Here is a 23656-nt window from a genome sequence, read left to right as displayed (position 1 = left end):
CATTCATCCTGATATAATAAAATCGGATAAAATAGAGTAAGAGAAATGGATGTTAGGAGCTTTGCAAATGAATCCGGTACAAATGATCCAATCTCTTTTTCAAAATGAAAATTTACAAAAGGACTCGTTGCTTTCTTTAAAGCAAGGGCAATTACTTAATGGCAGAATTGAAAAATTTCTGCCCAATGACATGGCGCTTATCCGAATGGGAGACAAGCGGTTGGTAGCAACGTTAAAAGCTGACTTGTCAGCTGACGAAAGTTATTGGTTCGAAGTTCGTTCCGTTGGCAAGGATGGGTTGGAGCTTAAGGTCATAGCGGGAATCCAACAAACTGGTTCTGAGGAACTCTTCTTAAATAGCCAACAACTTCCTGATACAAAACAGAACGTACAATTAATCCAATTTCTATTATCGAAAAATCTTCCTGTATCGAAGGAACAGCTTCAGTTAGCGGCATCATGGATCAACAGCCGGTCGGATGCTACAAAAGAACTAACGGCATTGGAGTGGATGATTACAAAGGGGCTTCCCTTTACAAAAACAACCTTCCAATCGTTAGTAGCTGTTCAAGAAACGCAACCCCTTTATCAACAATTAGAGGAATTAAGGAGTCAGTTAGATAATCCGGCATTTGCATCTTTAAAATCAATTCAGCCATTAAAAGATATGATCAGTTCGATTTTACAAAATCATTCAATTGATGATGTCAAATCAACTCAAGAAGTGAAGCAGCTGCTAAAGCAACTGATTCAATCTTTAGGTCTTCATTATGAAAATGAAGTTGGGTCGAAAACAGGTGATAAAGAAGCGTCGGCAGAAACACTTCGCTCACTAAAACAATTGGTTTTGACTTCTTTGACGGAACTTGGCAGTAATGGAAAGCTATTAGAGCCCCTGTTAAATCGTTTGACGGGATTGCAGTTAGTGTCGCAGGATTTAAGTGGTCCTATGCAACAGATTGTCATGCAGCTGCCTTTCGTTTTTGCAGAAAAGAAATCTGATGTAACATTGCAATGGAGCGGTCGGAAAATCAGTAACGGCCAAATTGACCCTAATTACTGCCGGGTTTTATTTTATTTAGATTTAAAGAGTTTGAATCATACTGTTGTCGATATGCAAGTTCAAAATAAAGTGATTCATTTATCGATTACCAATGATTCACCTGAAATAGAGCAGGTTGTTAAGTCGTTAACACCAACGTTAAAACAGAAACTGGTTAGCATTGGTTATACCCTTTCATTTATTCAAGTAAGTCATCCTACTTTGGAGAAAAGGAAGATGAAACCACAACAAATAAATCCAGTCGATCTTTCATTAGGACAAAACGTAAGGGTGGACACGAAAATATGAGTGACTATAATAAGAGTAAACAACTGAAAGCTGTTGCCCTTTCGTATGAGTCTAGTAAAAATGCAGCTCCAAAAGTTGTCGCTACAGGTAAAGGTGAAGTGGCTGCAAGTATTATTGAGAAGGCGAAAGAACATGATGTTCCAATTCAAGAAGACCCATCCTTAGTTGAATTGTTAAGTCAGCTCGAAATGAACGAGGTCATCCCTGAACAGTTATACAATGCAGTGGCAGAGGTACTTGCCTTTGTTTACCGAGCAGACCATGAGCATTTTACATTAAAGGGAAATAGAGGATAAATTTCCAAAATATATCATTTTTGTGATGTTTTCACAAAAAAAAATAAAAAATATTATATATTTGCCTAATGCATTATTAGCATGACCAATATAAAATAGAATGTATGCGATTACTAAACAAAAAATTTTGTAATTTTAATAGATTACTTATTCGAGGTGAAGATGATGCAACAAACTATAACAAATGAAAAAACGACTCCAGCACCATATTCAAGAACAAATCCCTTTCATGCAAAAGTCCTGAAAAATGTTAACTTAAATAAAGATGGCTCAAGTAAAGAAACAAGACATATTGAGTTTTCATTAGAAGGGTCAGGTCTATCCTATGTCGCAGGTGATGCACTAGGTATTATTCCGGCAAACGATCCTGAACTTGTAGCTGCTATTCTAGCAGAAATGAATTGGAATCCTGAAGAAGAAGTGATCATTAATAAACAAGGTGAGACACTATCTTTAAAGGAAGCGTTAACATCTTATTTTGAAATTACATTACTATCTAAAAAAATATTGCAGCAAGCAGCAGAATTAACAGAAAATGAAGAGCTACAGACACTTTTATTAATTGAAAATGCAAATCAATTAAAAGAATATTGTTATGGACGAGATTTATTGGATTTGTTACAAGATTTTGGCCCATGGAAGGGATCAGCGCAAGAATTTGTTTCTATTTTAAGAAAAATGACAGCACGTTTGTATTCAATTGCAAGCAGTATGAATGCTCACCCTGGTGAAGTTCATTTAACAATCGGTGCGGTAAGATATCAGGCGCACGGCCGTGAGCGAAAAGGAGTATGCTCTGTTTTAGTTGCAGAACGGACTGAAGAGGGCGATACTATTCCAGTATTTGTTCAGCCGAATAAGCACTTCCACCTTCCAGAATCTGTCGATAAAGATATCATTATGGTTGGACCTGGAACAGGTATTGCACCATTCCGTTCATTTATCGAGGAGCGCGCTGTAACGAAAGCGACCGGTAGAACTTGGTTATTTTTCGGAGACCAGCATGCTGCATCTGATTTCTTATACGAAGAAGAATTAACACAATATCTTCAAGACGGTGTTATCACTAAACTAGACACAGCATGGTCACGTGATACAGACAAAAAGGTTTATGTGCAAAACAAAATTCTTGAAAACAGCAAAGAACTATTTAATTGGCTAGATAATGGCGGCTACTTCTACATTTGTGGAGATAAAGACCGCATGGCCAAAGATGTTCACAATACGCTAATCGAGGTTATTGCCAAAGAAGGTTCAATGTCACAGGAAGACGCTGAAAGCTATTTAAATGACTTGAAAAAAGAAGGACGTTACCAACGCGACGTATATTAAAATAAAGAATGATAAAAATTTATGGGGTGACTGTATTTATAGTCACCCTCCTTTTTTCGATTGTGTGATGAACTCTACTAATTTACCGTAAAGGACAGATTAAGATGAAGTTTGTGTTAGCTCCTGATTCTTTTAAAGAGAGTATGTCGGCGAAGGCTGCTGCCCTTGCTATGGAGAAAGGGATTAAGACAGTTTTTCCTGATGCTGAATGTATCATTGTACCGATGGCGGATGGTGGTGAAGGAACAGTTGAATCACTGGTCAGTATGTCTGATGGAGAATTAATCAAGCTAGAGGTAGTTGGACCCACAGGTAAAAAGGTTATGGCAGAATATGGACTCCTGAGTCAAGAGAAAACAGCAGTGATCGAAATGGCTAGCGCTAGCGGTCTGGAATTAATCAAGCCAGAAGAACGAAATCCATTGTTAACAACCACATACGGCACAGGTCAATTAATAAAACATGCGCTTGATAACGGAGTAAATCGTATTTTAATCGGAATAGGCGGTAGCGCCACCAATGATGGAGGAGCAGGCATGCTCCAGGCCCTCGGTGTTTCTTTCAAAGATGTGAACGGTGAGGAATTACCATTTGGCGGAGGGGCATTGAATCATTTGCATACAATTGATATGAGCGGCTTGGACGAAAGAATCAAAACAGTTAAAGTTGATGTTGCTTGTGATGTGAACAATCCATTAATTGGTGAAAATGGAGCATCTGCTATCTTCGGCCCACAAAAAGGGGCAACTCCACATATGGTCAAAGTTTTGGATCAAAATTTAACACACTATGCCAAGCTGATTAAGGAACATTTGGACATTGACGTAGCTCAAATGCCAGGAGCAGGGGCTGCCGGTGGACTTGGCGCAGGATTAATGGCATTTCTAAATGCTCATCTAAATAAAGGGATTGATCTTGTCATTAGCTATACCGGATTAGAGGAACTTGTGAAGGGAGCGGATTATGTTTTCACAGGTGAAGGTAGCATAGATGGTCAAACCTTATTTGGAAAAACGCCTTATGGGGTCGCGACTGTGGCTCGGAAATACTCTGTTCCTGTGATAGCTTTTGCTGGAAAAATCGGAAGCGGAGTGGAACCACTTTACGAGCAGGGATTTCATGCCATTGTTGGAATCTTAAGAGGCGTTACCACTCTTGAGGAAGCGCTAGAGTCAGGTGAAGCTAACCTAGTTTTTGCCGCGGAAAATGTTTGTCGCATGTTAAGATTGTCGTCTTCAAAATTGTGAATAGTATAGCAGTGTTTTTTTCAAAAATGGAGACGGTGTAGCTGTCTCCATTTTTACTAGTTTCCGTAGTCTGAAGCGTTCCTTCGAAAGGGCTAATCCTTCATGTTAAGAAACCTCCTCAAGTTCCCAGCCTAACTGACTAACCCTGAAATTCGATCCGAAATTGAGGCTGCCATCAAAAAAGATGATGTCATCTATAATTGGATGTTTAAACTTTATCTTCAAACGGTTTTTATTTTCAAACACAATATGCTCCAATTGTTCGTTAATGAGTCGAGCTGAATAGCTTTTCTCATCCCAAAATAATCGCATTGAAATCAATGAGGTAAGCCACTTTTCCTCAATGGCACTTGGATTACAAGTGGTGTGTCGATCGTTTCTTTGGCACGTCCATATGGTAGAACCTTTGATAGATTTTGGTCTAAAGGGCTTCATGCAGATATTACAAAAAATTTTCCCTGTGAACACCGACATCACTTTCACACCTTTACTAGTTTTTATCAATATATGACTAAGTAGTCTATTAAATACGTGAAAAAGAATAATTTTGATAGATTTCCCTAAAAAAATGATGAATTGGATTAAAATTACTCGTAGAAATGAGATGTAAATGACTACCTTGTATTGTTTAGTACTGTATGATATAGTTAACTTTAGTTAGGTACTATATAATATACAGTAGTAAACGATGTATAGGTGAGGTGTGATGTGGTGAACGTACAATTTAAAAAGGGTGTTTTAGAGCTTTGCGTTCTTGTGCTTTTAGATAAACAGGACCGCTATGGCTACGAACTAGTTCAAAAAATTTCTGAGCAAATTGATATTTCGGAGGGCACTGTGTACCCCCTATTAAGACGATTGACGAAGGAAGGCTATTTTACGACCTATTTAATGGAATCTTCAGAAGGTCCACCGCGGAAGTACTACCAATTAACGGAGAGCGGAAGAAGCTTTCTCAATAATCTCCTAGCAGAATGGAAGGAATTCACGGACGGGGTCAATCAAATCATTAAAGAGGGGGTAGTGCAAGATGAATAAACAGCAATTTTTAGCGAAATTAAGTTCGGGCTTAAAACACCTACCAGCAGCAGAACGGCAAGATATTCTCCAAGATTTTGAGGAGCATTTTTCGATTGGAAAAGAGAGTGGCAAGAGTGAAGAACAAATCTTGGCAACTCTTGGTTCACCACAGCAAATTGCCAAAGACATGCTAGCAACCTATCACCTTGAAAAGGTAGAAAATACAGCAACTACAGGTAATATTTTTCGAGCAGTTTGGGCTGTGATTGGATTAGGATTTTTCAATCTTGTGATTGTCCTTGCACCGTTTATCGCCCTTGTTGCCCTGGTTTTTGCAGGCTGGGTTGCTGGCCTTGCCATGGTTGTTTCACCGATATTGTTCATTATAAGTGTCATCCAGTCTCCTGAGACATTTGCCTTGTTTACTTTATTTCTTTCACTTGCATTATGTGGTATAGGCTTGTTTATTGTGATGGGAATGTTACTTGCCACACGTTCTTTAACAAATGGCTTTATTCGCTACTTAAGATTTAATGTAAAGCTTGTCCAAGGGGGACTGAAGCATGATTAATATGAAGAATATCTCTGTTGTTGCCTTAGTTCTATTATTAATAGGGATAGTTGGTAGTTTGCTTACGTATAAGCCGGTGATGAAAGAAAGGTTGATTTCAGAGGAAAAAGTCGTCAATCAAAAGTTTAATAAAATTGAAATTAAGTCTGATGCTGTTGGCGTTGAGTTATTACCAACAACTGATTCAAAAGCAAAAGTGAAGCTTTCGGGGAATGCTGGTAATGCAGAAAATCATTTAGCAACAAAAGTAAAAAATGATGCTCTCACGATCGAAGTGGATTACAAACAGACAAGCTTCATCAATTTCCTCCCAACCTCTTTATCGTTAAAAGTTTATGTGCCGGAAAATATATACGAATCCCTAAAAATAGAGAATAAAGATGGAGGTATCAAGGTCGGCCGTTTGCAAGCAAATGAGATAGACATAAGAACCATCAATGGTGGAATTGAATTAAGTCATACGAACGGAACCAATGTCGTAACAGAAACCATGGATGGATCAATCAAACTAAACAAGGTGGGAGCTTCTTTTATCAGAACGAATACTGTTAACGGGAGTATCGTTTTAGAGGGTGTTTTGGGGCAGCTCTCTGGAAAAAACAAGGATGGAAGTATTAAGCTTGTGACTAATGATTTAGATCGCTCGATTGATTTTGAAACAGTCAATGGAAACATCCATATTCAATCAGGAACCGAACCAACCAATGCAACAATTAATGCTAGTTCAGTTGATGGTAATGTTAGTATTTTTGATTCAACAAAAACAAATGAGGTATTTGGAAAAGGACAGAATATCATCAACCTATCAACAATGGATGGCGGTATTACCGTAGAGAAAAAATAAATTCGAATGAAACAATATTTAATGATGGTGAAACCATTCTCAATCTCTATCGTAATTATTTAGGCAAAGGAGAGATGGGAAATGCAAGAAACAAAGGAATGGTTGCAACAGGAATTGACGCAAATTGAAAAATGGGAGAAAGATCAAGGTGATTTATGGTTTTGGGAGAAGTTAGGCAGACTTCCGTTTAAGCTGCTTGATAAGTGGACCCCTGCTTTTATTCAGGAAAAGATAGGGGCAATCTTGGATGAAACAGGTCAATATATTCAAACTGGAGGCAGATACTTAAGTTCAGTTTCGAAAATTGGCGGCTTTTATCCTGGAAAAGATATTCATTTGCTCGAAGATGTGGTAAATCTATCAGTGTTAGAGATGGACCAAGCGGCTCTAGTTCTTTCAAACAAAAGTAAGAAGGTAGCAACTGTCCAAGGGGCGAGTACAGGAATTGGTGGTATTTTTACGTTATCAATCGATATTCCGTTATTACTAGGATTACAGATAAAAACCCTCCAGGATATTGCGATTTGCTATGGCTATGATCCGCATGATGAAAATGAGAGATTATATATAGTGAAAATTCTACAATTTGTTTCCTCGGATATTGTTGGGAAACAAGCGATTTTGGCTCAGCTTGATCGGTTTGACAGAAATGAAGAGGACACAAAAAGGATGGTTGCTTCTGAGCTCCAAGGCTGGAGAGAGGTATTCATGACCTATCGCGACCAGTTCGGCTGGAAAAAACTATTTCAAATGATTCCAATTGCCGGCCTGTTGTTTGGCGCCTTTATAAATCGCTCTGCCATAAACGATATTGCTGAAGCCGGCCAGCTCCTGTATAAAAAACGCCGTATCAAACAAAGACTCTAAAAGCAGCTTTGGCGCAAATTCGGTGCCAAATTCGGTGCCTGTCACCACCCGAATTTTGTCGAAAGGAATTTTTTGATATAAAAATGCATGGACCTTTTTGAAGGGGTCCATGCGTTTTTTTTTTCGGACATTGAGTTCGTTATTTTGATAAAACGTTTGATAAATTTCGCATAATATCCACTGTACTTTATAAATACGAATAATTTATTCTTGCTTCAGATTGGACAATCATTTTTCCATCCATTATTTCCATATCAACTCTAAATGTATTAGGATTTCCAGGGATGATGATATCGACAAAGGACTGTCCGTCATTATTTGTATGTATTTTGAACTGCACATAAGTGTATTTTCCGGTATGATAGCGACGCAATATTTTTTGATGCTTTACTTCACAAAATATCGCTTCATGTAAACGATCGCTAGTTAGCTCCTGGCCAATCAATGAGTTTAACCTTTCAATTACATCAGTTTTTCTAATCATGGATTTCTTTCCTTTCGCCAAACACCATAAATTTGGTTCGCATTTTTATTCATATAAATCCATTGTAAACAAATTTACTATAAAATAAAGATAGTTTTTTCTACAACCCATAAAGAACCGATTAGTTAGTATACCAAGTTTAATCATGTAGATATAATGGTTTGTAAAGTAGAGAATCGATTGGAGGATGGTTATGGTTTATATCGCTCTTCTTCGGGGGATTAATGTTGGTGGAAATAATAAAATTGACATGAAGTTGCTTAAACAAACATTTGAACGAGTCGGGATGAATGACGTGGTAACATACATCAATACGGGTAATATTATTTTCTCAAAAAATGGTCTTTCAAAAATTGAATTATCAGCTATTTTGGAAGAAGCTATTCATGTTGATTTTGGATTACAAATTAAAGTAGTCGTTCGTAGTCTCGATGATGTCAGAGGAATTATTAATGCGATTCCTGATACATGGAAAAATGATAAAGACATGAAAAGTGATGTGATGTTTTTATGGGATGAAATAGATGATGAATCTGTGCTCGAAGAACTTGTCATAAAGCCTGATGTTGACACTGTAAAGTATTTTCCTGGCGCAATCCTTTGGTCGGTTGACAAGGAAAATGTAACCAAAAGTGGTATGTCCAAAATCATTGGATCAAAAATATACAAACAGGTCACGGTAAGAAACGTTAACACCGCTCGTAAGATATATGAACTCATGCAAGCCCAAAAAGGATAAGGTGCCTGTCACCGCCCGAATTTTGTCGAATTGTATAACTTGCAAACAGGCACATTTCGCTGGGAAATATGCCTGTTATTATTTTATGGGCCTAATAAATGAAGGACATTTTTATTTAAAGCCAGTTTTGCGACCAATTTTCAATCTCTTTCATTATCGGTTGTAAAGCTATACCTTTATCTGTAAGTGAATACTCTATTCGAACTGGAGTTTCTGGAAATACCTCACGTTTAACGACCCCTTCGTTCTCCAAATCCTTTAACCTTTCTGAAAGCACTCTGCCACTCACACCTACTGAAGATTCAATAGTACAAAAACGCTGAGGACCAGATAAAAGCTGATATAAAATCAACCCTGTCCATCTTTGGCTTAATAATCCCATGGCTTTATCAAATCTAGGACATATCGATTTATCCAATAACATCAACTCCTTACCTAATATTATAAACGTAAATAAAAATAATTAAATATAATTAAATATCTTTTTATTAATAACATACTTGATTTTATTAACTAATCATTATATACTTACTTACATAAAGTAACTAACTAATAAATTGATTGCTAGTTGGTTGATTGTAAGAAATAAGGAGGAAATTGAGATGATGCCATCATTATTTGTTGCCCATGGTTCACCACTACTTGCAATTGAAAATAACGATTACACGAAATTTTTAAATCAATTAGGTCATAACTTACCTCGCCCAAAAGCTATTGTTTTGTTTTCTGCACATTGGGAATCCGAAGTTCAGCAAGTAAGTGGAGTCGATCAGTATAGTACGATTCATGATTTCGGAGGATTTGATCCTGCTTTATACACAATCAAATATCCTGCTCATGGGAATGTTGATATAGCAAAAGAAATAGGGGACCTATTCAATAAAAATGGTATTGCTTTTGAAAATGATATAACTCGTGGTCTGGATCATGGTGCATGGGTAGTTCTTCGCTTACTTTATCCTAATGCTGAGATTCCAGTAATCGCAATGTCAGTCAACCGGAATCTTACTCCTGATGAGCAATATAAAATAGGAAAAGCTTTATCTGCATTAAGAACTAAGGATATTTTAATTATCGCCAGTGGGGGCACTGTTCATAATTTAAGAGCTTTAAAATGGGCTGACAATGGTGAGGTTGATGCTTGGGCGCTTGAGTTTGAGGATTGGTTAGCAGAAAAGCTTAATAATTGGGATTTACCAGCTTTATTTAGCTATGATTCCCTTGCCCCCAATGCAGAATTTGCGGTACCTTCATATGGAAGTGAACATTTTATTCCAATTTTCTATGCAATGGGTGCAGCACATAATCATCCAAAAGCGACCTTGCTTCATCGAGAATTTAGATATGGGAATCTATCCCATAGTGTTTGGCAATTTGGTTAATGTCAATTGACGAGTAGAACAAAGGTCAAAATAATTAAGTAATGATTATTTTTTGCTTTTTATCTCGAATTAAAAATAATCAAATTCGAGATTTGGATTCGAGGAAAGAATATTGACTTCAAATTGAAGTAATAATAGTAGGCGGTGTATTTATATGGGTTTTTTATCCAAATTATTTGGTGAAACATTAGAAAAGGGGACAGAAAAAATGACAAATGAAAAGCTAAGTATTGGTATTATTTTAGGAAGTACTCGTCAAGGTCGTGTGAGCCCACAAGTTGGAGAATGGGTAAAAGGGATTGCTGACAAACGAGGAGATGCAAATTATGAAATTGTTGACATTGCAGATTTTAGCCTTCCGTTTTTAGGAACAACTGATGGAACAGAACCGGGAATTGCGGCATGGAATGAAAAACTTGCGAGCCTCGATGGATTCGTATTTATCGTTCAAGAGTACAATCACAGTATCACGGGTGCATTAAAGAACGCAATCGATTTTGCCCGAGAAGCGTGGTATAACAAGGCAGCGGGTATCGTAAGTTACGGTTCAACTGGAGGAGCTCGGGCTGCTGAACATTTACGGGGAATTCTTGCAGAACAAAAAGTGGCGGATGTTCGTACGCATCCAACGTTATCATTATTTACTGATTTTGAAAATATGAGTGAATTCAAACCAGCTGAACTCCATCTAAACAATGTTAACACGATGCTTGAAGAAGTTGTTGCATGGAGTGGGGCATTAAAAACCTTAAGATAAAACAAAACAAAAAATCAGAGTGGGAAACCATTCTGGATTGTTTTAACAAGTAAATAGACCTTTGAACAAAAGACGAGACTTATCATCTCGTCTTTTGTTCAATCTTCCAAAATTCCTCTTCCTTGATGTTCATAGCTGCGTTCATAAATTTTTGACGCAAATCAGGGTAGGTAGTACTCAATTGCTTTACAAGGTCTTTCATTTCTTCGCGTTTTGTCTGCTTATCAGCAGGACATGGGTTATCGATAATCGGGATGCTTTTGGCTTTGACAAAATTGATAATTGTTTTTTCTTCGATAGCTAGCATTGGACGGATTAAGGTAATATTAGCGCGATCCAAATGGGTTATCGGTTTAAAGACACCTAATTTTCCACCGTAAAAAAGGTTCATAAAAAATGTCTCGATACCATCATCCAAATGGTGACCATAAGCTAATTTGTTACAATTCAATGAGGCAGCATATTCAAAAAGCGTGCCTCTTCTTAAATTAGCACATAAAGAACATGGGTTTTTTTCTTTTTTAAAATCAAAAACAATTTGGCTAATGTTTGTTTCTTTTATGTAGAGGTCATGTCCAAGCCCATTAACGAACTTTTTTAATGGCGTCATGTCTAAATCCTCAAACCCTAGTGAGAGTGAAATCGGAATGAGTTCAAAATGAAATGGAAGCTGTTTTTGTAAAATAGATAAAATAATCAATAAAGTTGAGCTATCTTTTCCGCCTGATAGGCCTACAGCTACCCGATCACCCTCTTCTATCATTTTGTAATCTAAAATAGTTTTCTTAATGGGAATTAATAGACGTTTTCTTTCAGAATTTGATAATGTTAAAATCATTTCTTCTACTCCTTGGGATCATTGAATGGCTATGTAACAGTTTAGTAGCATTATAATTGATATTCAAAGAAAAAAGAACCAATAGTCTGGCATACTATCTGAAAAAATGTAGGAATAAAATAATAAATTTTTTGTTCCGTATATTTATATTTACGAACTTATGTTCTGTATGATAAATTGTATTTAGGGTAATAATAAGAGGTGGTAACTATCCCTTAGAAATTATCATAAGCATCGTAAAAAAATAGAACCAAGGAGCTGTTGAGGATGTCAATTAGTTTGAACCCGTATCTGGTTTTTAACGGTAACACGAGAGAAGCGGTCCATTTTTACGAGAAAGCGCTTGGTGGAAAAGTGTTAGGTATCACAACTTTCGGAGATATGCCAGAGGACCCGAATTATCCATTGACAGATGACATGAAGAATCGCGTTATGCATGCACATTTGAAAGTCGGTGATGCAGATCTCATGTTCAGCGATACATACGAGGGCATGCCATATCAGCCTGGAAATTCAATCCAGATGGCCGTCCATCCAAGTGATGAAGCTACAGCTAGAGAAATCTTCGCTGCTTTGGAAGATGGTGGACAGGTCATTATGCCGCTTCAGAAGACGGATTGGAGCCCCTTGTATGGTCAAGTAAAGGACAAGTTTGGCGTTACTTTCCAAGTGAATGTCCCAGGAGAGCAACCGCAGTAAAACATATTAATTAAATACAACACTCGTGTTTTTTGAAAAAAGTAAAATAAAAAGTCTAAAACCTCTGTAAATATACAAAGGTATTAGACTTTTTTTATATAAAAAACCTTTCAGTTGAATCGGTTTGCTTAAATGATTTTATGTTAAACACAAGTAAACGATTCGATTTGTCTTAAGCTTACGCCAAAGAACACCCATCTATGGCCGGTCCAGCGGTATCCAGAGATAGAAGTTCGACCGACGAATACGGGGTAGAACCAGAATTGCTGAAAATTTCTTAACCAGACATAAGTAAATCTGAATAAACAGCGTCTGATACTGCCGGGGTCAACGGCAAAGGTACCTGCTGAGAGAGGTTTTGCCGGAACAAATGTGGGTGGCGGAGCAGTTGGTGCTCCTGCATCTGGTCCTTGGCCAGGAAATTGGCCAGGAAATTGACCAGGTCCTTGGCCAGGAAATGGACCGCTTGGTGGAAATCCAGGTTGTGAGCCTGGTGGTGGTCCCATCGGTGGTAACATTTGACCGATTTGACCTAAAATTCTTTCATCATATTGATGGGGATGGACATGCGCCTCAGTGACTGGAGTTGGATACGAATAAAAATCATATTGGTTTGGACCCGCATAGTAATGGTCAAAGTAATTTGGATACAAAAACAGCACTCCCTTATTGTTTATCTCAAATATCCTATTCAGTAAGCATGAAGCAATCAAATTGTCCAACTAAAAAACTTGAAAATGCAAACTGATTAGTCATATGAAGAAGTTATGAAGGAAGTGAAAAAAAGGAGTGTAGAGTATTTCCTACATGAGCGGAAAGCCACCATTATTGGTAACTTTCAATATACGTTTCTAGCGCTGGATGAAATTCTTTTAAGTAGTGATTGTCAGGGCAAGCTTTTATGATTATTGCGCTAAAGTTAATTGTGTCATTTGAATTTAATATCTTTTTACAAACCGGGCATTTTTCATTGAAAAGAAAATTTAAAAACGACATAAGCTCTTCCTCCATTTTAGGTTTAATCCAACTATTCTAATGAGAATTATAAGGTTATTTAGAAGAATATTCAATTATATTTTAATAGTTTTCTTCAGTGTTATAATTTATGTAGGAATCAAATATTAATGAATCATTAGAAGATATTAGTTAATAAAGAAGGATGAATAAATGGATATTAGTTTTATGTTAACTATCTTCCTCATCGGATTTGTGGGATCATTTATTTCTGGCATGATTGGAATTGGTGGGGCAATTATTAACTATCCGATGCTACTTTACATTCCAGCTGCATTAGGAGTTGGTATTTTTACGGCTCACGAAGTGTCAGGAATTACAGCAATACAAGTTTTGTTTACGACGTTAACAGGGGTGTTGGCTTACCGAAAAGGGGGCTATTTAAATAAAACCCTTGTTGCGTATATGGGAATAAGTGTGTTAATTGGTAGTTTCATAGGTGGATTGGGATCAACTCATTTGTCGGAAAGTGGAATAAATTTAGTATATGGAATTTTAGCTTTCATTGCACTAGCTCTGATGTTTGTTCCAAAACGGGGAATTGATGATGTATCGTTTGAACAGGTAAATTTTAAAAAATGGCTTGCGACCTTGCTTTCACTGATAGTCGGATTAGCGGCAGGGATTGTTGGGGCAGGGGGAGCGTTTCTTTTAGTACCCATCATGCTCGTTGTGCTAAAGATTCCAACCAGGATGACGATCGCTTCATCATTAGCTATTACCTTTATTTCCTCAATTGGTTCGGTTTCAGGCAAGATTATTACAGGTCAAGTGGAAGTCTTGCCTTCACTAATTTTGGTAATCGCTAGCTTGATAGCAACCCCATTGGGAGCTAATGCTGGAAAAAGATTAAATACAAGGGCACTGCAATACATTATGGGGGCCATCATCTTTGTAACTGCAATTAAAACGTGGATGAGTCTTTATAGCAGTAGTTTTTAAATAAAAAATGGAGACGATTAGTGTCTCCATTTTTATTTTAAAGAGAAGTCGTGTTATCTTTATGTTTTTCTAGTTGTTTTAGTTCGCTTTTATTGCTAAACAGAAAGTTAAATGTATGATCCATTGTTTCGTGTTCCACTTTTGTAGGATCAAATTTTAGCATTTTAAAGGTTGTTTGAACACAAAATCCAATCATAAATGCTGATATGATTGTTCCGAATCCAACCATACCTCCTAGTTTCCAACCGATAATGACTGCTAAAAACTCGATTGTCCCGCGACAAATCCCAACTGGTAAGCCTGTTTTTCGTGTTAATGCCACCATTAAACTATCCCTTGGACCAGCTCCGAACCCTGATCCTATGTAAAAGTACGATGCTAAAGCAATAATATACAACCCTACAAGGACCATGAGGATTCCAAACACGTAATTGCTTGCGACTGGGATAATATCAATACTAATTAGCATGTCTAAAAACAACCCAATCAACACCATATTCAAAATCGTGCCGACTCCGAGTTTTTCACCAAATAGTACAGTGACCACGCCAATCAACACTCCCGCTATTATGGAAACGTTTCCGATACTCATACCGATTGTTTTGGCCAACCCAACATGAAGTACATCCCATGGGGCATAACCAATATTGGCATTCATCGTAATGACGATGCCAAGTGAATATAAGAAAAGTCCGAATATTAGACGTAGTAACCGGGTAAGAAAATATTTCATATATACTCCACTTTCTATATAGACTTCAAAAAGGGGAACACCGAACTGTTAAAACCAATCTTGTATTATACCAATATATCATAAAGAAGAAGAATGTAACCATTCAAAAATTTCCTATTATTCTATTAATTGTATAATTGTTAACTATGTTTACAAATAGGTTAACGTATGAGAAAATAATCCCTAATAATTGTTAACTAAATATTAAAAATAGTTAACATTAAAAGAGGGGTAATAGGTTATTTCTAAACAAGGAACATCGTCTTATGCGGATTATTTGCCGCACTTATGTAATAACCGGGTTATCGGTGCTTAAATTTCATATTTTGAAAAAATAAATATTTGTAGAAGGGAATTATTGCAAATGACACAACATTTTTGGGTAGTCGGAACTGATACTGATGTAGGAAAAACATTGGTTACCGCTGCCATGATGGAGTTTTTTCAGAGAAAGGGTGAAAATGTCATCCCGTATAAGCCTGTTCAATCAGGTATTGTCATCGAAGGTTCTAAGTCTTATTATCCTGATACGGCGTTCTATCAAGCTCACAGTAATACTAGGTTAGTAGAAGAACACGTAAATAGTTATTCTTTTAAAGAGCCAGCATCCCCGCATTATGCAGCGTTTTTAGATGGGGCAATGATTAGTAAGGACGTCATTCTAAACCATATCAATCATTTGAAGATGCAATATGATTATGTGATTTGTGAAGGTGCAGGCGGGCTATTCGTTCCGTTGGATGAGCAACTGAATTATTGTTTTATTGACTTGATTCAAGAATCACAGCTGCCAGTTGTATTAGTGACACGGACGACGTTAGGGACAATCAACCACACTTTGCTATCACTTGAGGCTCTAAAAAATCGAGATATCGCAGTTGCCGGAATTGTCTTTAATGGATTTCACGGAACACATTTAGAGATTAATAATGTAAGGGCCATTCAACAGTTAACAAGTCTACCTTCACTTACGATTCCAAAGTTGAGTCATGTTGCTAGTTTAGGTGGAATTTTGTTAGATGGACCATTAATAGAAAGGCTGATGAAGCAGTGATTTCGACTATTTCTAATTTGCAAAAACGAGATTTGGATCATGTTTGGCATCCTTGCTCGCAGATGAAAGATTATGAAGAATTTCCGCCCATCGTTATTAAAAGTGGGAAGGGCATATATTTGTATGATGAAAATGGTAAGCAGTATCTTGATGCAGTTTCTTCGTGGTGGGTGAACTTATTTGGTCATAGTAATGAACGGATAAGCACAGCACTAGCGAAGCAAGCCTTTCAATTGGAGCATGCAATCTTTGCCAATTTTACACATGAACCAGCCATCTTTTTAGCAGAAAAATTAGTGCAAATGACGCCAGCTGGGCTAAACAAGGTTTTCTTTGCCGATAACGGCTCATCCGCAATTGAAGTAGCGTTAAAAATGAGCTTTCAATACCACATGCAGAACGATAAGCCGAAGAAAACAAGATTTTTGGCTTTGAGTGATGCATATCATGGAGAGACCCTTGGTGCGCTTTCGGTTGGTGGAGTGGGTCTTTATAATGAGGTTTTTCTACCATTATTATTAAATACGGTCCGGGCCGAGGGTCCAGATTGTTTTAGATGTCCATTTAATGAGCGACCTGATCGTTGCGGCACACAATGCCTTACTTTTATCGAAGAAAAGATGAAGTTGCATCATGAAGAAATATCAGCGGTTATCATTGAACCATTGATTCAAGCAGCGGCGGGCATGAAAATGTATCCTCCTGCTTATCTGAAGGGATTAAAGGAACTATGTATACAATACGATGTTCATCTGATTGCCGATGAAATTGCAGTTGGTTTTGGCAGGACGGGGACGATGTTTGCTTGCGAGCAAGCAGGGATTTCACCGGATTTTATGTGTCTTTCAAAAGGCTTAACAGGTGGCTATTTGCCTTTGTCTGCAGTGTTAACAACGGATGAAGTTTACAACGCATTTTATGATGACTATCAAACAATGAAGGCGTTTTTACATTCTCACAGTTACACTGGCAATACTTTGGCCTGTCGGGTCGCGCTTGAGGTGTTAAAGATTTTTGAAGAGGAAGAAATCATCGAACAGATACAAACAAAGAGTGTTTTCATGAAGCAACAGGCTTCTGCAGCATTTAGTGATTTGCCATATGTTGGAGAATATCGGCAAACTGGGATGGTTGGAGCGATTGAATTGGTGAAGGATAAGGTGACGAAGGAACCATTTCCAAGTAGCGATAGGATGGGTTATCAAATTTATAAAATCGCTCTAGAGAAGGGTTTGCTGCTTCGTCCGCTCGGCAACATTCTATATTTTATGCCGCCATATGTCATCACAAAAGAAGAAATCAGGATCATGATTGAAACAGCAAACGATGCAATAACGGAATTTTTTGCGACTTACTAGTTTCTAAATTGAAATAATCAAAAGTCGAGCCGTTTTCCCTGAAGGGTGGGCTCGTCTTTTGATATATTAAAGACTTTTGAAACCATATTTTTTAAGAATTTCCAATGATTCTTTCTTTTGAAGATAATCATAAAATAATTGAGCTTCTTCAATGTGTTTTGTCTTATTTATGATTCCCACTGGATAAATAATCGGTGTGTGAGTGTCCTCAGCTGCTGTCGCCACAATTTTTACTTTATCAGATGTTTTTGCATCCGTTTTATAAACGATTCCAGCATCGACGTTTCCTGTTTCAACATAAGTGAGAACTTGACGAACATCCTTTGCAAAAACAATTTTATCCACTACATTTTCCCAGACTTTGATATTTTCCATTGTCTCCTTTGCATATAGCCCAGCTGGAACCGTTTCAGGTGTCCCAATCGAAATTTTGTCTGCTTTTGTGAGGTCTTTAAAATCGTTCATTTCTTTAGTGGAATCTTTTGGTACAACTAGAACAATTTCATTGCCGACAAGATCGATTCCAGCATCTTTATCGATTAACCCCTTGTCCATTAATTGATCAAATTTATCCTCTGCTGCAGAGAAAAACAAATCAACTGGAGCGCCTTGAGAAATTTGAGTTTGTAGGGTCCCTGAAGCACCGTAGTTAAAGGTTAACATAATATTTGAATGATCTTTTTCAAACTTGGTTTTGATTTCATTTAATGCATCTTGTAAACTTGCCGCGGCGGAAATGGTTAATTCAACCTGTTCTTTCTGTGCATCATTTCCTTCATGTTTGCTGTTTGGTAATGTGTCAGCACATCCAGTAGCTAATGGTAAAATAAGCATAAAGGAAAATAGAAGTGGTAGGTATTTGTTCATGATCAACATCCTTTATATGTTATAAACCATATTATAACTAATTAGACTTTGAGTTAAAGGTGATCCAACGTAAAAAATGGCCATTCTACTGAAAAAAATCACATAATCTCTATTTCTACTTGACCTGAATTTACAGAACATTCAAAATATAGTTATCAACTATAAAATAGCCAAGGAGTGGAGAAATGGAATTTTTAGCTTTTAGACAAACAGAGGATATTGCTTATATTACATTGGATAATCCATTAGAATTTAATACGTTATCAATGACACTTTTAGAAGAATTGGATATGTTATTGAAAGAAATAGCAGCTAAAAGAGAAGTAAAAGTTGTGGTAATTGAGGGATCCGAAAAAGTATTTTGTGCCGGGCACAGCTTAAGAGAGATTGAAGCGAAAACTGAAACAGAAGTATTACAGCTTTTTCAAACCTGTCAGGTCGTTATGAGAACGATGCGAGAAATTCCACAGCTTGTGATTTCTAAAGTTCGTAAAGCTGCTGTGGCAGCAGGCTGTCAATTGGTTGCAGCCAGTGATATGGCGATTGCCAGTGATGAAGCGAAATTTGCCACTCCAGGTATTAATAGTGGGTTATTCTGCAGTACGCCTGCAGTCTTTTTAAGTCGGAATATTGGTCGAAAAAAGGCAGTTGAACTATTATTCACTGGGAATTTTATGTCTGCTGAAGAAGCGTTACAGCATGGCCTAGTTAATAAAGTGGTTCCAGTAGAACTATTAGATGTAGAAACTGAGCGGCTTGCGAAAGATATCACGAAGCAGAGCCTGAATATTATTGAATTAGGAAAGCGTCAATTCTATCAGCAAATCAATATGGAAGATTTCCAAGCTTTAAATTATGCAACCGAAGTGATTTCGCTTAATACGAAACATCCAGATGCACAAGAGGGGATCAGAGCATTCTTAGAAAAAAGGAAACCTGTTTGGAACGATACAAAAAAACCAGTTCTTTAATAAAATTGAATACTAATAAATAGATGGAGGGTGCTCATGTACTATGAGCACCCTCTTTATGTGCGTTTGGCAACGCTTCGCACTAAGGTGTGAAAGTCCTCAACGTCCATTGTGGGGGAATGTATAAATGAAAAGCATGGTTTTATATAAATAATCTTAGTATAATTTAGTTATAGTTAATTGATTACTTACATTTGATAAATAGTGTTTTGAACATAATGAATATTTGAAAGGTGGGGAGTACTTGAGCAGTAAACAACAATTTACGGTGAAGTCAAAAATATGGATCGAACTTAACGATGAAGTAATTTTTGGACTCGGAAGAATTCGTTTGTTTGAGGAAATTGAAAGAACAGGTTCAATGAATCAAGCAGCTGCGGCGTTAGGAATGTCATATCGTGCAGCATGGGGGAAGGTAACTGCTACGGAAGAGCGCTTAAACATGCAGTTGGTGGAGCGACAGCAAGGTAATCGGCAGAAAGGAACGATATTGTCACCTGCAGGGAAAGAATTGCTCCATCGCTATAGATTATTTCAAAAAGAAGCACAAGCTGAAGTGGACACACTATTTGAGAAACATCTTTTAAGCCATCTAAATCAACAGAGTGACACAAAAAGTCAAGGAAAGGAGCTTGAATAATTAGCTCCTTTCCATTTTTTTTGTTTAGGCTGTGTTAAAGCTTAGTGTTGATTTTTCTCAAGTTGATTGGAGCGGAAGGCACGAAGACTCCTGCGGGAGTAGCTGGTATGGGAGACCCCACAGGCGCGAATGCGCCGAGGAGGCTCCCAACTAGCCCCGCGGAAAGCGAAGTGCCTGCAGCGGAAATCAACATTCATGTTTAACACAGCCTTTGTTTAAGAATGTTAAATAAATAATAGTAGGCTTACAGCCATCACAGCCATTCCACCAACAAGGCCGTAAATCGAGGTATGTGCTTCATCGTATTTCTTGGCAGCTGGCAATAATTCATCCAGTGAAATAAACACCATAATTCCTGCCACTCCAGCAAAAATAATACCAAACAACGTATCAGTTAAGAAAGGCATCAAAACCAGATAGGCAAGTAAAGCACCAATTGGTTCGGATAAGCCAGATAAGAATGATAGTTTAAAAGCTTTTTTCTTACTTTTTGTAGCAAAATAAATCGGTACGGAAACGGCAATTCCTTCTGGAATATTATGAATGGCTATCGCAAAAGCAATGGCAATTCCCAGTCCTGGATCTTGAATCGCTGAAGCAAAGGTGGCAATGCCTTCGGGAAAATTGTGAATACCAATTGCTAGCGCAGTAAAGGTGCCCATTTTTAAAAGGTCAGGACTAGTAGAGGGACTGTTCATTTCCTCCACTTTTTTAACTTCATGTGGATTTCCTTGCTTTGGAATGAATTTGTCAATCAAAGCAATTAAGAGCATGCCCCCAAAAAAGCTAATCACTGTTACCCAATTTCCGGGTACTTCCCCTAAATCAGATACGAGAGCTACCTTAGCTTTGGAAAATATTTCAATCATTGAAACGTAAATCATGACTCCTGCTGAAAAACCAAGTGCTAATGATAGAAATTTTGTATTAGTGTGGGATGTAAAAAAGGCTAAAACACTTCCAATCCCAGTAGCTAATCCCGCAAGAAGGGTTAGCCCTAACGCAAATAAGACATTCTCCACTTCTCCACCCTCACATTCCTATTTTTTATTAATCTAAGCTTAGTTTAGTTTCAATGCCTATTTAAAATTGGTTTTTTTATAACATATGCAACTCGAAACATATGTTACACGAGGTCAACATTATCCTTTAATGCTCATAGTCACAATGTTCTTCGTGTGCTTAGATAAAAAAGTTTCCCTAGGTAAACTTTTTAATATAAAGCCAAATTTAACATAATTTTATGTAAAAAGGAAGTAATTGAATTTGGAGTCTACTAATTTTGTGAAATGTTTGGGTTAGGAGAATATTAACAGCAATCCTGCGAAAAATAGGAAAATCAAAATTAGGGGGAGTTGAGTTAGAATTAACAATGCGAATCAAATTTCAATTTTTCAAATTATCCTTCTAATTATCACCGCAGTAGGGTTAAAAAATCATGTTTTTGCAATTCCTCCACTTATTCAAACAGCTAAAAAGGATTCATGGATGAGTGTGCTTTTAGCGCTAGTCATTACATTAGTTTGGATTTGGATTATTTTAGCGATACATAAAAAGACGAATCGAGAGAATATCTTTACATGGCTAATGAGCCGGGGAAATAAATGGGTTGTCTATAGTTTAATTGGTTTACTTATAATCAGTTTAACATTGATGGTGGCTGCGACATTACGAGAAACTGTAACCTGGATCCATATTACGCTGCTTCCAGAAACGCCAAAGACCGTTACCGCAATTGCACTTGGATTCGTATGTCTAATGATGGCCAACACAAACTTGAAATCCATCTGCGTCATTAATCAATTTCTCTTGTTTTTTGTGATCATTTTCGGTTTTTTTGTAGCCATCGTTAACATGCAATATAAGGATTACTCATTATTAAAACCTATTTTCGAACATGGCTACGCACCTATTCTTAAAGGGACCATATTCCCGTTATCTGGCTTCTTTGAATTATTTTTAGTCTTATTAATGCAGGATAAGATTAGGGAAAAATTTAGCTTTAAGCAATTTGCCATCACGGCTATTTTGCTAACAGGATTAACGATTGGTCCGCTCGTGGGCGCAATCATTGAATTCAGTCAAGGCGAGGCGGAAAAGCAACGATTTCCGGCGTATGAAGAATGGGAGCTAGTATCGATTGGACATTTTATTGAACACATATTCTTTTTTGTCATTTATCAATGGCTTACCGGTGCCTATATTCGAATCAGTTTTCTATTTTTCTTAATAAGAGAGCTTTTCTCCCTAAATAACCAAAAAATCGGGAAATATGCCCTTTTTACCGTGTTTGTTTTAGTTGAGATTCTTACTCTTTATCCGTTGAGTGCTTTTCAATACAATTCCTAGATTGATTGAAAAGTTTTTTGATCAATTCCAAAGTGTTCCTACACAAGAGGAAATTCTCGAAAACCTCAATCTCCCTTCTTTAGGAACAATACATAACAAGGAAGAGGCCATAGCGGATGTTTTTGCAGGAATGCTGTTAATTGATTTCGGTATACCTGGAACCATGATTACTGCAGATATTTCCAAGCGACCGCAACGTACCCCTGAAGATACTAAGGCGGAGTCAACTATCCTTGGACCTCGTGATGATTTTATTGAAGATCTTAACGTTAATATTTCACTAATCCGGAAGCGTTTAAGGACGACTAGCTTAGTTTTTGATGAATTTACGATAGGGAAGAGGTCACAAACGAAGGTTTTACTTCTTTATATGGATGATATCGTCAATAAAGATACCCTTGCCCAAATCACAAATAAGCTGAAAAGCGTTTCAGTTGATACTCTGACAAGTGGTACACAATTAGAAGAATTAATAAATGATAATCCTTACGGGATTTTTCCAAGACACAAATATACAGGGAAACCTGATTTTGCAGTTCAAAACCTTACAAGCGGCAGGTTTGTGATATTAATAGATGGAGTGGCAACAGCTTATATTACGCCGATTAATTTTCACCTTTTATTTAAAAGTAGTGAAGATCGTGAAGTAACCTATATTTTCAGCTCATTAGAGCGATTTTTACGGGTTTCGGGTTTAATTGTATCGACGATGTTGCCTGGAATTTGGATTGCCTTGACCACCTTTCATCAGGACCAGTTACCGCTGACATTGTTGGCAACCATTGTTGAAACCAGAAGGGGTGTCCCTTTCCCGGCACCTTTAGAAGCATTTGGGATGTTGCTTTTATTTGATTTGTTCCGCGAAGCTGGAGTTCGGTTGCCGATGGCGATTGGTCAAATATTGAGTGTGGTCGGTGGATTAATTATTGGTGACGCTGCGATCCGCTCTGGATTAACCAGTCCTTCTATGTTGGTCATTATTGCTTTATCAACAGTTGCTACCTTTACTTTAATCGATCAATCTTTAATTGGGACGATATCAGTTATTCGTTTTATTTCGATATTATTGGCCTCTATTCTTGGCTTTTTTGGAGTACTCATTTCATTTTATTTACTATTAAGTTATTTGGGAACGATTCAAGTTTTTGGTGTTGCATATTTAGATGGTCTTAATGAATTCAATAAAGGAACCTTCTTAAAAATCTTTTTCAAATTGCCAAGTAATGAAATGCGGAGCAGGCCTGAGGACTTAAATTTAAATGATGTGACGAGAAAAGAGGGGACTAATAATCAGAAGTAAG

The 23656-nt window shown here is 37.3% G+C and carries 27 protein-coding genes; 19 read left to right on the top strand and 8 right to left on the bottom strand.

Going from position 1 to position 23656, the window contains the following annotated elements; translation table 11 throughout:
* Window positions 1–67: 67 nt before the first annotated feature.
* The 4 genes from HHO41_RS14335 to HHO41_RS14320 all read left to right on the top strand — a co-directional run bounded on the left by HHO41_RS14335 (window position 68) and on the right by HHO41_RS14320 (window position 4226).
* A complete protein-coding gene (locus HHO41_RS14335) occupies window positions 68–1351 on the top strand; it encodes a hypothetical protein (RefSeq protein WP_169099809.1) in 1284 nt (427 codons plus the stop codon).
* Complete coding sequence (locus tag HHO41_RS14330; protein ID WP_169099807.1) at window positions 1348–1647, top strand: EscU/YscU/HrcU family type III secretion system export apparatus switch protein; 300 nt, start codon at window positions 1348–1350, stop codon at window positions 1645–1647. Before HHO41_RS14335 ends, HHO41_RS14330 begins: the two co-directional genes overlap by 4 nt.
* A gap of 165 nt (window positions 1648–1812) precedes the next feature.
* Window positions 1813–2979, top strand: coding sequence for a sulfite reductase subunit alpha (locus HHO41_RS14325; RefSeq protein ID WP_169099805.1), 1167 nt, complete (start codon window positions 1813–1815; stop codon window positions 2977–2979).
* 104 nt (window positions 2980–3083) lie between these two features.
* Complete coding sequence (locus HHO41_RS14320; protein ID WP_169099803.1) at window positions 3084–4226, top strand: glycerate kinase; 1143 nt, start codon at window positions 3084–3086, stop codon at window positions 4224–4226.
* 105 nt (window positions 4227–4331) lie between these two features.
* Here the strand turns inward: HHO41_RS14320 and HHO41_RS14315 are convergent, their stop codons facing one another.
* Window positions 4332–4700 (bottom strand): recombinase zinc ribbon domain-containing protein, encoded by a 369-nt coding sequence (locus tag HHO41_RS14315; protein ID WP_169099800.1) that lies wholly within the window; start codon window positions 4698–4700, stop codon window positions 4332–4334.
* 237 nt (window positions 4701–4937) lie between these two features.
* Here HHO41_RS14315 and HHO41_RS14310 point away from each other — a divergent pair, with 237 nt between their 5' ends.
* From HHO41_RS14310 to HHO41_RS14295, 4 genes are all read left to right on the top strand, one after another.
* On the top strand, window positions 4938–5264 hold the full coding sequence (locus HHO41_RS14310) for a helix-turn-helix transcriptional regulator (protein ID WP_169099798.1): 327 nt from the start codon (window positions 4938–4940) through the stop codon (window positions 5262–5264).
* Window positions 5257–5817, top strand: a complete 561-nt coding sequence (locus tag HHO41_RS14305) for a DUF1700 domain-containing protein (RefSeq protein WP_169099796.1) — start codon at window positions 5257–5259, stop codon at window positions 5815–5817. Before HHO41_RS14310 ends, HHO41_RS14305 begins: the two co-directional genes overlap by 8 nt.
* Window positions 5810–6661 (top strand): DUF4097 family beta strand repeat-containing protein, encoded by an 852-nt coding sequence (locus HHO41_RS14300; RefSeq protein WP_169099794.1) that lies wholly within the window; start codon window positions 5810–5812, stop codon window positions 6659–6661. Before HHO41_RS14305 ends, HHO41_RS14300 begins: the two co-directional genes overlap by 8 nt.
* A gap of 81 nt (window positions 6662–6742) precedes the next feature.
* Entirely contained in the window at window positions 6743–7528 is a 786-nt protein-coding gene (locus HHO41_RS14295) for an EcsC family protein (RefSeq protein WP_169099792.1), read from the top strand.
* A 187-nt stretch (window positions 7529–7715) separates the two neighbouring features.
* Here HHO41_RS14295 and HHO41_RS14290 read toward each other — a convergent pair whose 3' ends face one another.
* Entirely contained in the window at window positions 7716–8012 is a 297-nt protein-coding gene (locus HHO41_RS14290; protein ID WP_169099790.1) for a hypothetical protein, read from the bottom strand.
* Window positions 8013–8205: 193 nt separating this feature from the next.
* On the opposite strand from HHO41_RS14290, the gene HHO41_RS14285 reads away from it, so the two are divergent.
* Window positions 8206–8751 carry a DUF1697 domain-containing protein gene (locus HHO41_RS14285; RefSeq protein ID WP_169099788.1) on the top strand — a complete coding sequence of 182 codons (546 nt, stop codon included), beginning with the start codon at window positions 8206–8208 and terminating at the stop codon, window positions 8749–8751.
* A 115-nt stretch (window positions 8752–8866) separates the two neighbouring features.
* On the opposite strand, the gene HHO41_RS14280 is transcribed toward HHO41_RS14285, so the two are convergent.
* Window positions 8867–9169: a winged helix-turn-helix transcriptional regulator gene (locus HHO41_RS14280; RefSeq protein WP_282434286.1), complete on the bottom strand. Its 303-nt coding sequence runs from the start codon at window positions 9167–9169 to the stop codon at window positions 8867–8869.
* A gap of 184 nt (window positions 9170–9353) precedes the next feature.
* Between HHO41_RS14280 and HHO41_RS14275 the strand changes: the two genes are divergently transcribed.
* Window positions 9354–10133 (top strand): DODA-type extradiol aromatic ring-opening family dioxygenase, encoded by a 780-nt coding sequence (locus HHO41_RS14275; protein WP_169099784.1) that lies wholly within the window; start codon window positions 9354–9356, stop codon window positions 10131–10133.
* 154 nt (window positions 10134–10287) lie between these two features.
* Window positions 10288–10890, top strand: coding sequence for an NADPH-dependent FMN reductase (locus HHO41_RS14270; RefSeq protein ID WP_169099782.1), 603 nt, complete (start codon window positions 10288–10290; stop codon window positions 10888–10890).
* 82 nt (window positions 10891–10972) lie between these two features.
* Here the strand turns inward: HHO41_RS14270 and HHO41_RS14265 are convergent, their stop codons facing one another.
* Window positions 10973–11728: a tRNA lysidine(34) synthetase gene (locus tag HHO41_RS14265; RefSeq protein ID WP_169099780.1), complete on the bottom strand. Its 756-nt coding sequence runs from the start codon at window positions 11726–11728 to the stop codon at window positions 10973–10975.
* A gap of 267 nt (window positions 11729–11995) precedes the next feature.
* Between HHO41_RS14265 and HHO41_RS14260 the strand changes: the two genes are divergently transcribed.
* Window positions 11996–12427: a VOC family protein gene (locus HHO41_RS14260; RefSeq protein ID WP_169099778.1), complete on the top strand. Its 432-nt coding sequence runs from the start codon at window positions 11996–11998 to the stop codon at window positions 12425–12427.
* 143 nt (window positions 12428–12570) lie between these two features.
* On the opposite strand, the gene HHO41_RS14255 is transcribed toward HHO41_RS14260, so the two are convergent.
* Window positions 12571–13089: a hypothetical protein gene (locus HHO41_RS14255; protein ID WP_481747099.1), complete on the bottom strand. Its 519-nt coding sequence runs from the start codon at window positions 13087–13089 to the stop codon at window positions 12571–12573.
* 505 nt (window positions 13090–13594) lie between these two features.
* Between HHO41_RS14255 and HHO41_RS14250 the strand changes: the two genes are divergently transcribed.
* Window positions 13595–14383, top strand: a complete 789-nt coding sequence (locus HHO41_RS14250) for a sulfite exporter TauE/SafE family protein (protein WP_169099774.1) — start codon at window positions 13595–13597, stop codon at window positions 14381–14383.
* Between the two features lie 37 nt (window positions 14384–14420).
* On the opposite strand, the gene HHO41_RS14245 is transcribed toward HHO41_RS14250, so the two are convergent.
* The gene (locus tag HHO41_RS14245) at window positions 14421–15116 is read right to left on the bottom strand and encodes a YczE/YyaS/YitT family protein (RefSeq protein ID WP_169099772.1); all 696 of its coding nucleotides are present in this window, start codon (window positions 15114–15116) and stop codon (window positions 14421–14423) included.
* A 364-nt stretch (window positions 15117–15480) separates the two neighbouring features.
* Here HHO41_RS14245 and bioD point away from each other — a divergent pair, with 364 nt between their 5' ends.
* Entirely contained in the window at window positions 15481–16170 is a 690-nt protein-coding gene (bioD, locus tag HHO41_RS14240; protein ID WP_169099878.1) for a dethiobiotin synthase, read from the top strand.
* Window positions 16167–17528, top strand: a complete 1362-nt coding sequence (bioA, locus tag HHO41_RS14235) for an adenosylmethionine--8-amino-7-oxononanoate transaminase (RefSeq protein ID WP_169099770.1) — start codon at window positions 16167–16169, stop codon at window positions 17526–17528. The genes bioD and bioA overlap by 4 nt, the downstream gene beginning before the upstream one ends.
* 66 nt (window positions 17529–17594) lie before the next feature.
* Here the strand turns inward: bioA and modA are convergent, their stop codons facing one another.
* Window positions 17595–18395, bottom strand: coding sequence for a molybdate ABC transporter substrate-binding protein (gene modA / locus HHO41_RS14230; RefSeq protein WP_169099768.1), 801 nt, complete (start codon window positions 18393–18395; stop codon window positions 17595–17597).
* 185 nt (window positions 18396–18580) lie between these two features.
* Between modA and HHO41_RS14225 the strand changes: the two genes are divergently transcribed.
* Window positions 18581–19366, top strand: coding sequence for an enoyl-CoA hydratase-related protein (locus tag HHO41_RS14225; RefSeq protein ID WP_169099766.1), 786 nt, complete (start codon window positions 18581–18583; stop codon window positions 19364–19366).
* Window positions 19367–19610: 244 nt separating this feature from the next.
* On the top strand, window positions 19611–20006 hold the full coding sequence (locus tag HHO41_RS14220) for a winged helix-turn-helix domain-containing protein (protein ID WP_169099764.1): 396 nt from the start codon (window positions 19611–19613) through the stop codon (window positions 20004–20006).
* 224 nt (window positions 20007–20230) lie between these two features.
* On the opposite strand, the gene zupT is transcribed toward HHO41_RS14220, so the two are convergent.
* Window positions 20231–21028 carry a zinc transporter ZupT gene (gene zupT / locus HHO41_RS14215; RefSeq protein WP_169099762.1) on the bottom strand — a complete coding sequence of 266 codons (798 nt, stop codon included), beginning with the start codon at window positions 21026–21028 and terminating at the stop codon, window positions 20231–20233.
* 343 nt (window positions 21029–21371) lie between these two features.
* Between zupT and HHO41_RS14210 the strand changes: the two genes are divergently transcribed.
* Both HHO41_RS14210 and HHO41_RS14205 read left to right on the top strand, forming a co-directional pair.
* Window positions 21372–22355, top strand: coding sequence for an endospore germination permease (locus HHO41_RS14210; protein WP_169099876.1), 984 nt, complete (start codon window positions 21372–21374; stop codon window positions 22353–22355).
* The gene (locus HHO41_RS14205) at window positions 22333–23655 is read left to right on the top strand and encodes a spore germination protein (protein WP_348981282.1); all 1323 of its coding nucleotides are present in this window, start codon (window positions 22333–22335) and stop codon (window positions 23653–23655) included. Before HHO41_RS14210 ends, HHO41_RS14205 begins: the two co-directional genes overlap by 23 nt.
* The last annotated feature ends 1 nt before the right edge of the window (window position 23656 follow it).

This window comes from Bacillus sp. DNRA2, from assembly GCF_012843265.1.
GTDB lineage: Bacteria > Bacillota > Bacilli > Bacillales > Cytobacillaceae > Bacillus_BU.
This window is presented reverse-complemented; position numbering and strand designations above follow the sequence as displayed.

Excerpts from the sequence above, each read along its gene's own strand:
- HHO41_RS14335 (WP_169099809.1), top strand. The coding sequence starts at position 68 with ATGAATCCGGTACAAATGATCCAATCTCTTTTTCAAAATGAAAATTTA.
- HHO41_RS14330 (WP_169099807.1), top strand. The coding sequence starts at position 1,348 with ATGAGTGACTATAATAAGAGTAAACAACTGAAAGCTGTTGCCCTTTCG.
- HHO41_RS14325 (WP_169099805.1), top strand. The coding sequence starts at position 1,813 with ATGCAACAAACTATAACAAATGAAAAAACGACTCCAGCACCATATTCA.
- HHO41_RS14320 (WP_169099803.1), top strand. The coding sequence starts at position 3,084 with ATGAAGTTTGTGTTAGCTCCTGATTCTTTTAAAGAGAGTATGTCGGCG.
- HHO41_RS14315 (WP_169099800.1), bottom strand. The coding sequence starts at position 4,700 with ATGTCGGTGTTCACAGGGAAAATTTTTTGTAATATCTGCATGAAGCCC.
- HHO41_RS14305 (WP_169099796.1), top strand. The coding sequence starts at position 5,257 with ATGAATAAACAGCAATTTTTAGCGAAATTAAGTTCGGGCTTAAAACAC.
- HHO41_RS14300 (WP_169099794.1), top strand. The coding sequence starts at position 5,810 with ATGATTAATATGAAGAATATCTCTGTTGTTGCCTTAGTTCTATTATTA.
- HHO41_RS14295 (WP_169099792.1), top strand. The coding sequence starts at position 6,743 with ATGCAAGAAACAAAGGAATGGTTGCAACAGGAATTGACGCAAATTGAA.
- HHO41_RS14290 (WP_169099790.1), bottom strand. The coding sequence starts at position 8,012 with ATGATTAGAAAAACTGATGTAATTGAAAGGTTAAACTCATTGATTGGC.
- HHO41_RS14285 (WP_169099788.1), top strand. The coding sequence starts at position 8,206 with ATGGTTTATATCGCTCTTCTTCGGGGGATTAATGTTGGTGGAAATAAT.
- HHO41_RS14275 (WP_169099784.1), top strand. The coding sequence starts at position 9,354 with ATGATGCCATCATTATTTGTTGCCCATGGTTCACCACTACTTGCAATT.
- HHO41_RS14270 (WP_169099782.1), top strand. The coding sequence starts at position 10,288 with ATGGGTTTTTTATCCAAATTATTTGGTGAAACATTAGAAAAGGGGACA.
- HHO41_RS14265 (WP_169099780.1), bottom strand. The coding sequence starts at position 11,728 with ATGATTTTAACATTATCAAATTCTGAAAGAAAACGTCTATTAATTCCC.
- HHO41_RS14260 (WP_169099778.1), top strand. The coding sequence starts at position 11,996 with ATGTCAATTAGTTTGAACCCGTATCTGGTTTTTAACGGTAACACGAGA.
- HHO41_RS14250 (WP_169099774.1), top strand. The coding sequence starts at position 13,595 with ATGGATATTAGTTTTATGTTAACTATCTTCCTCATCGGATTTGTGGGA.
- HHO41_RS14245 (WP_169099772.1), bottom strand. The coding sequence starts at position 15,116 with ATGAAATATTTTCTTACCCGGTTACTACGTCTAATATTCGGACTTTTC.
- bioD (WP_169099878.1), top strand. The coding sequence starts at position 15,481 with ATGACACAACATTTTTGGGTAGTCGGAACTGATACTGATGTAGGAAAA.
- modA (WP_169099768.1), bottom strand. The coding sequence starts at position 18,395 with ATGAACAAATACCTACCACTTCTATTTTCCTTTATGCTTATTTTACCA.
- HHO41_RS14225 (WP_169099766.1), top strand. The coding sequence starts at position 18,581 with ATGGAATTTTTAGCTTTTAGACAAACAGAGGATATTGCTTATATTACA.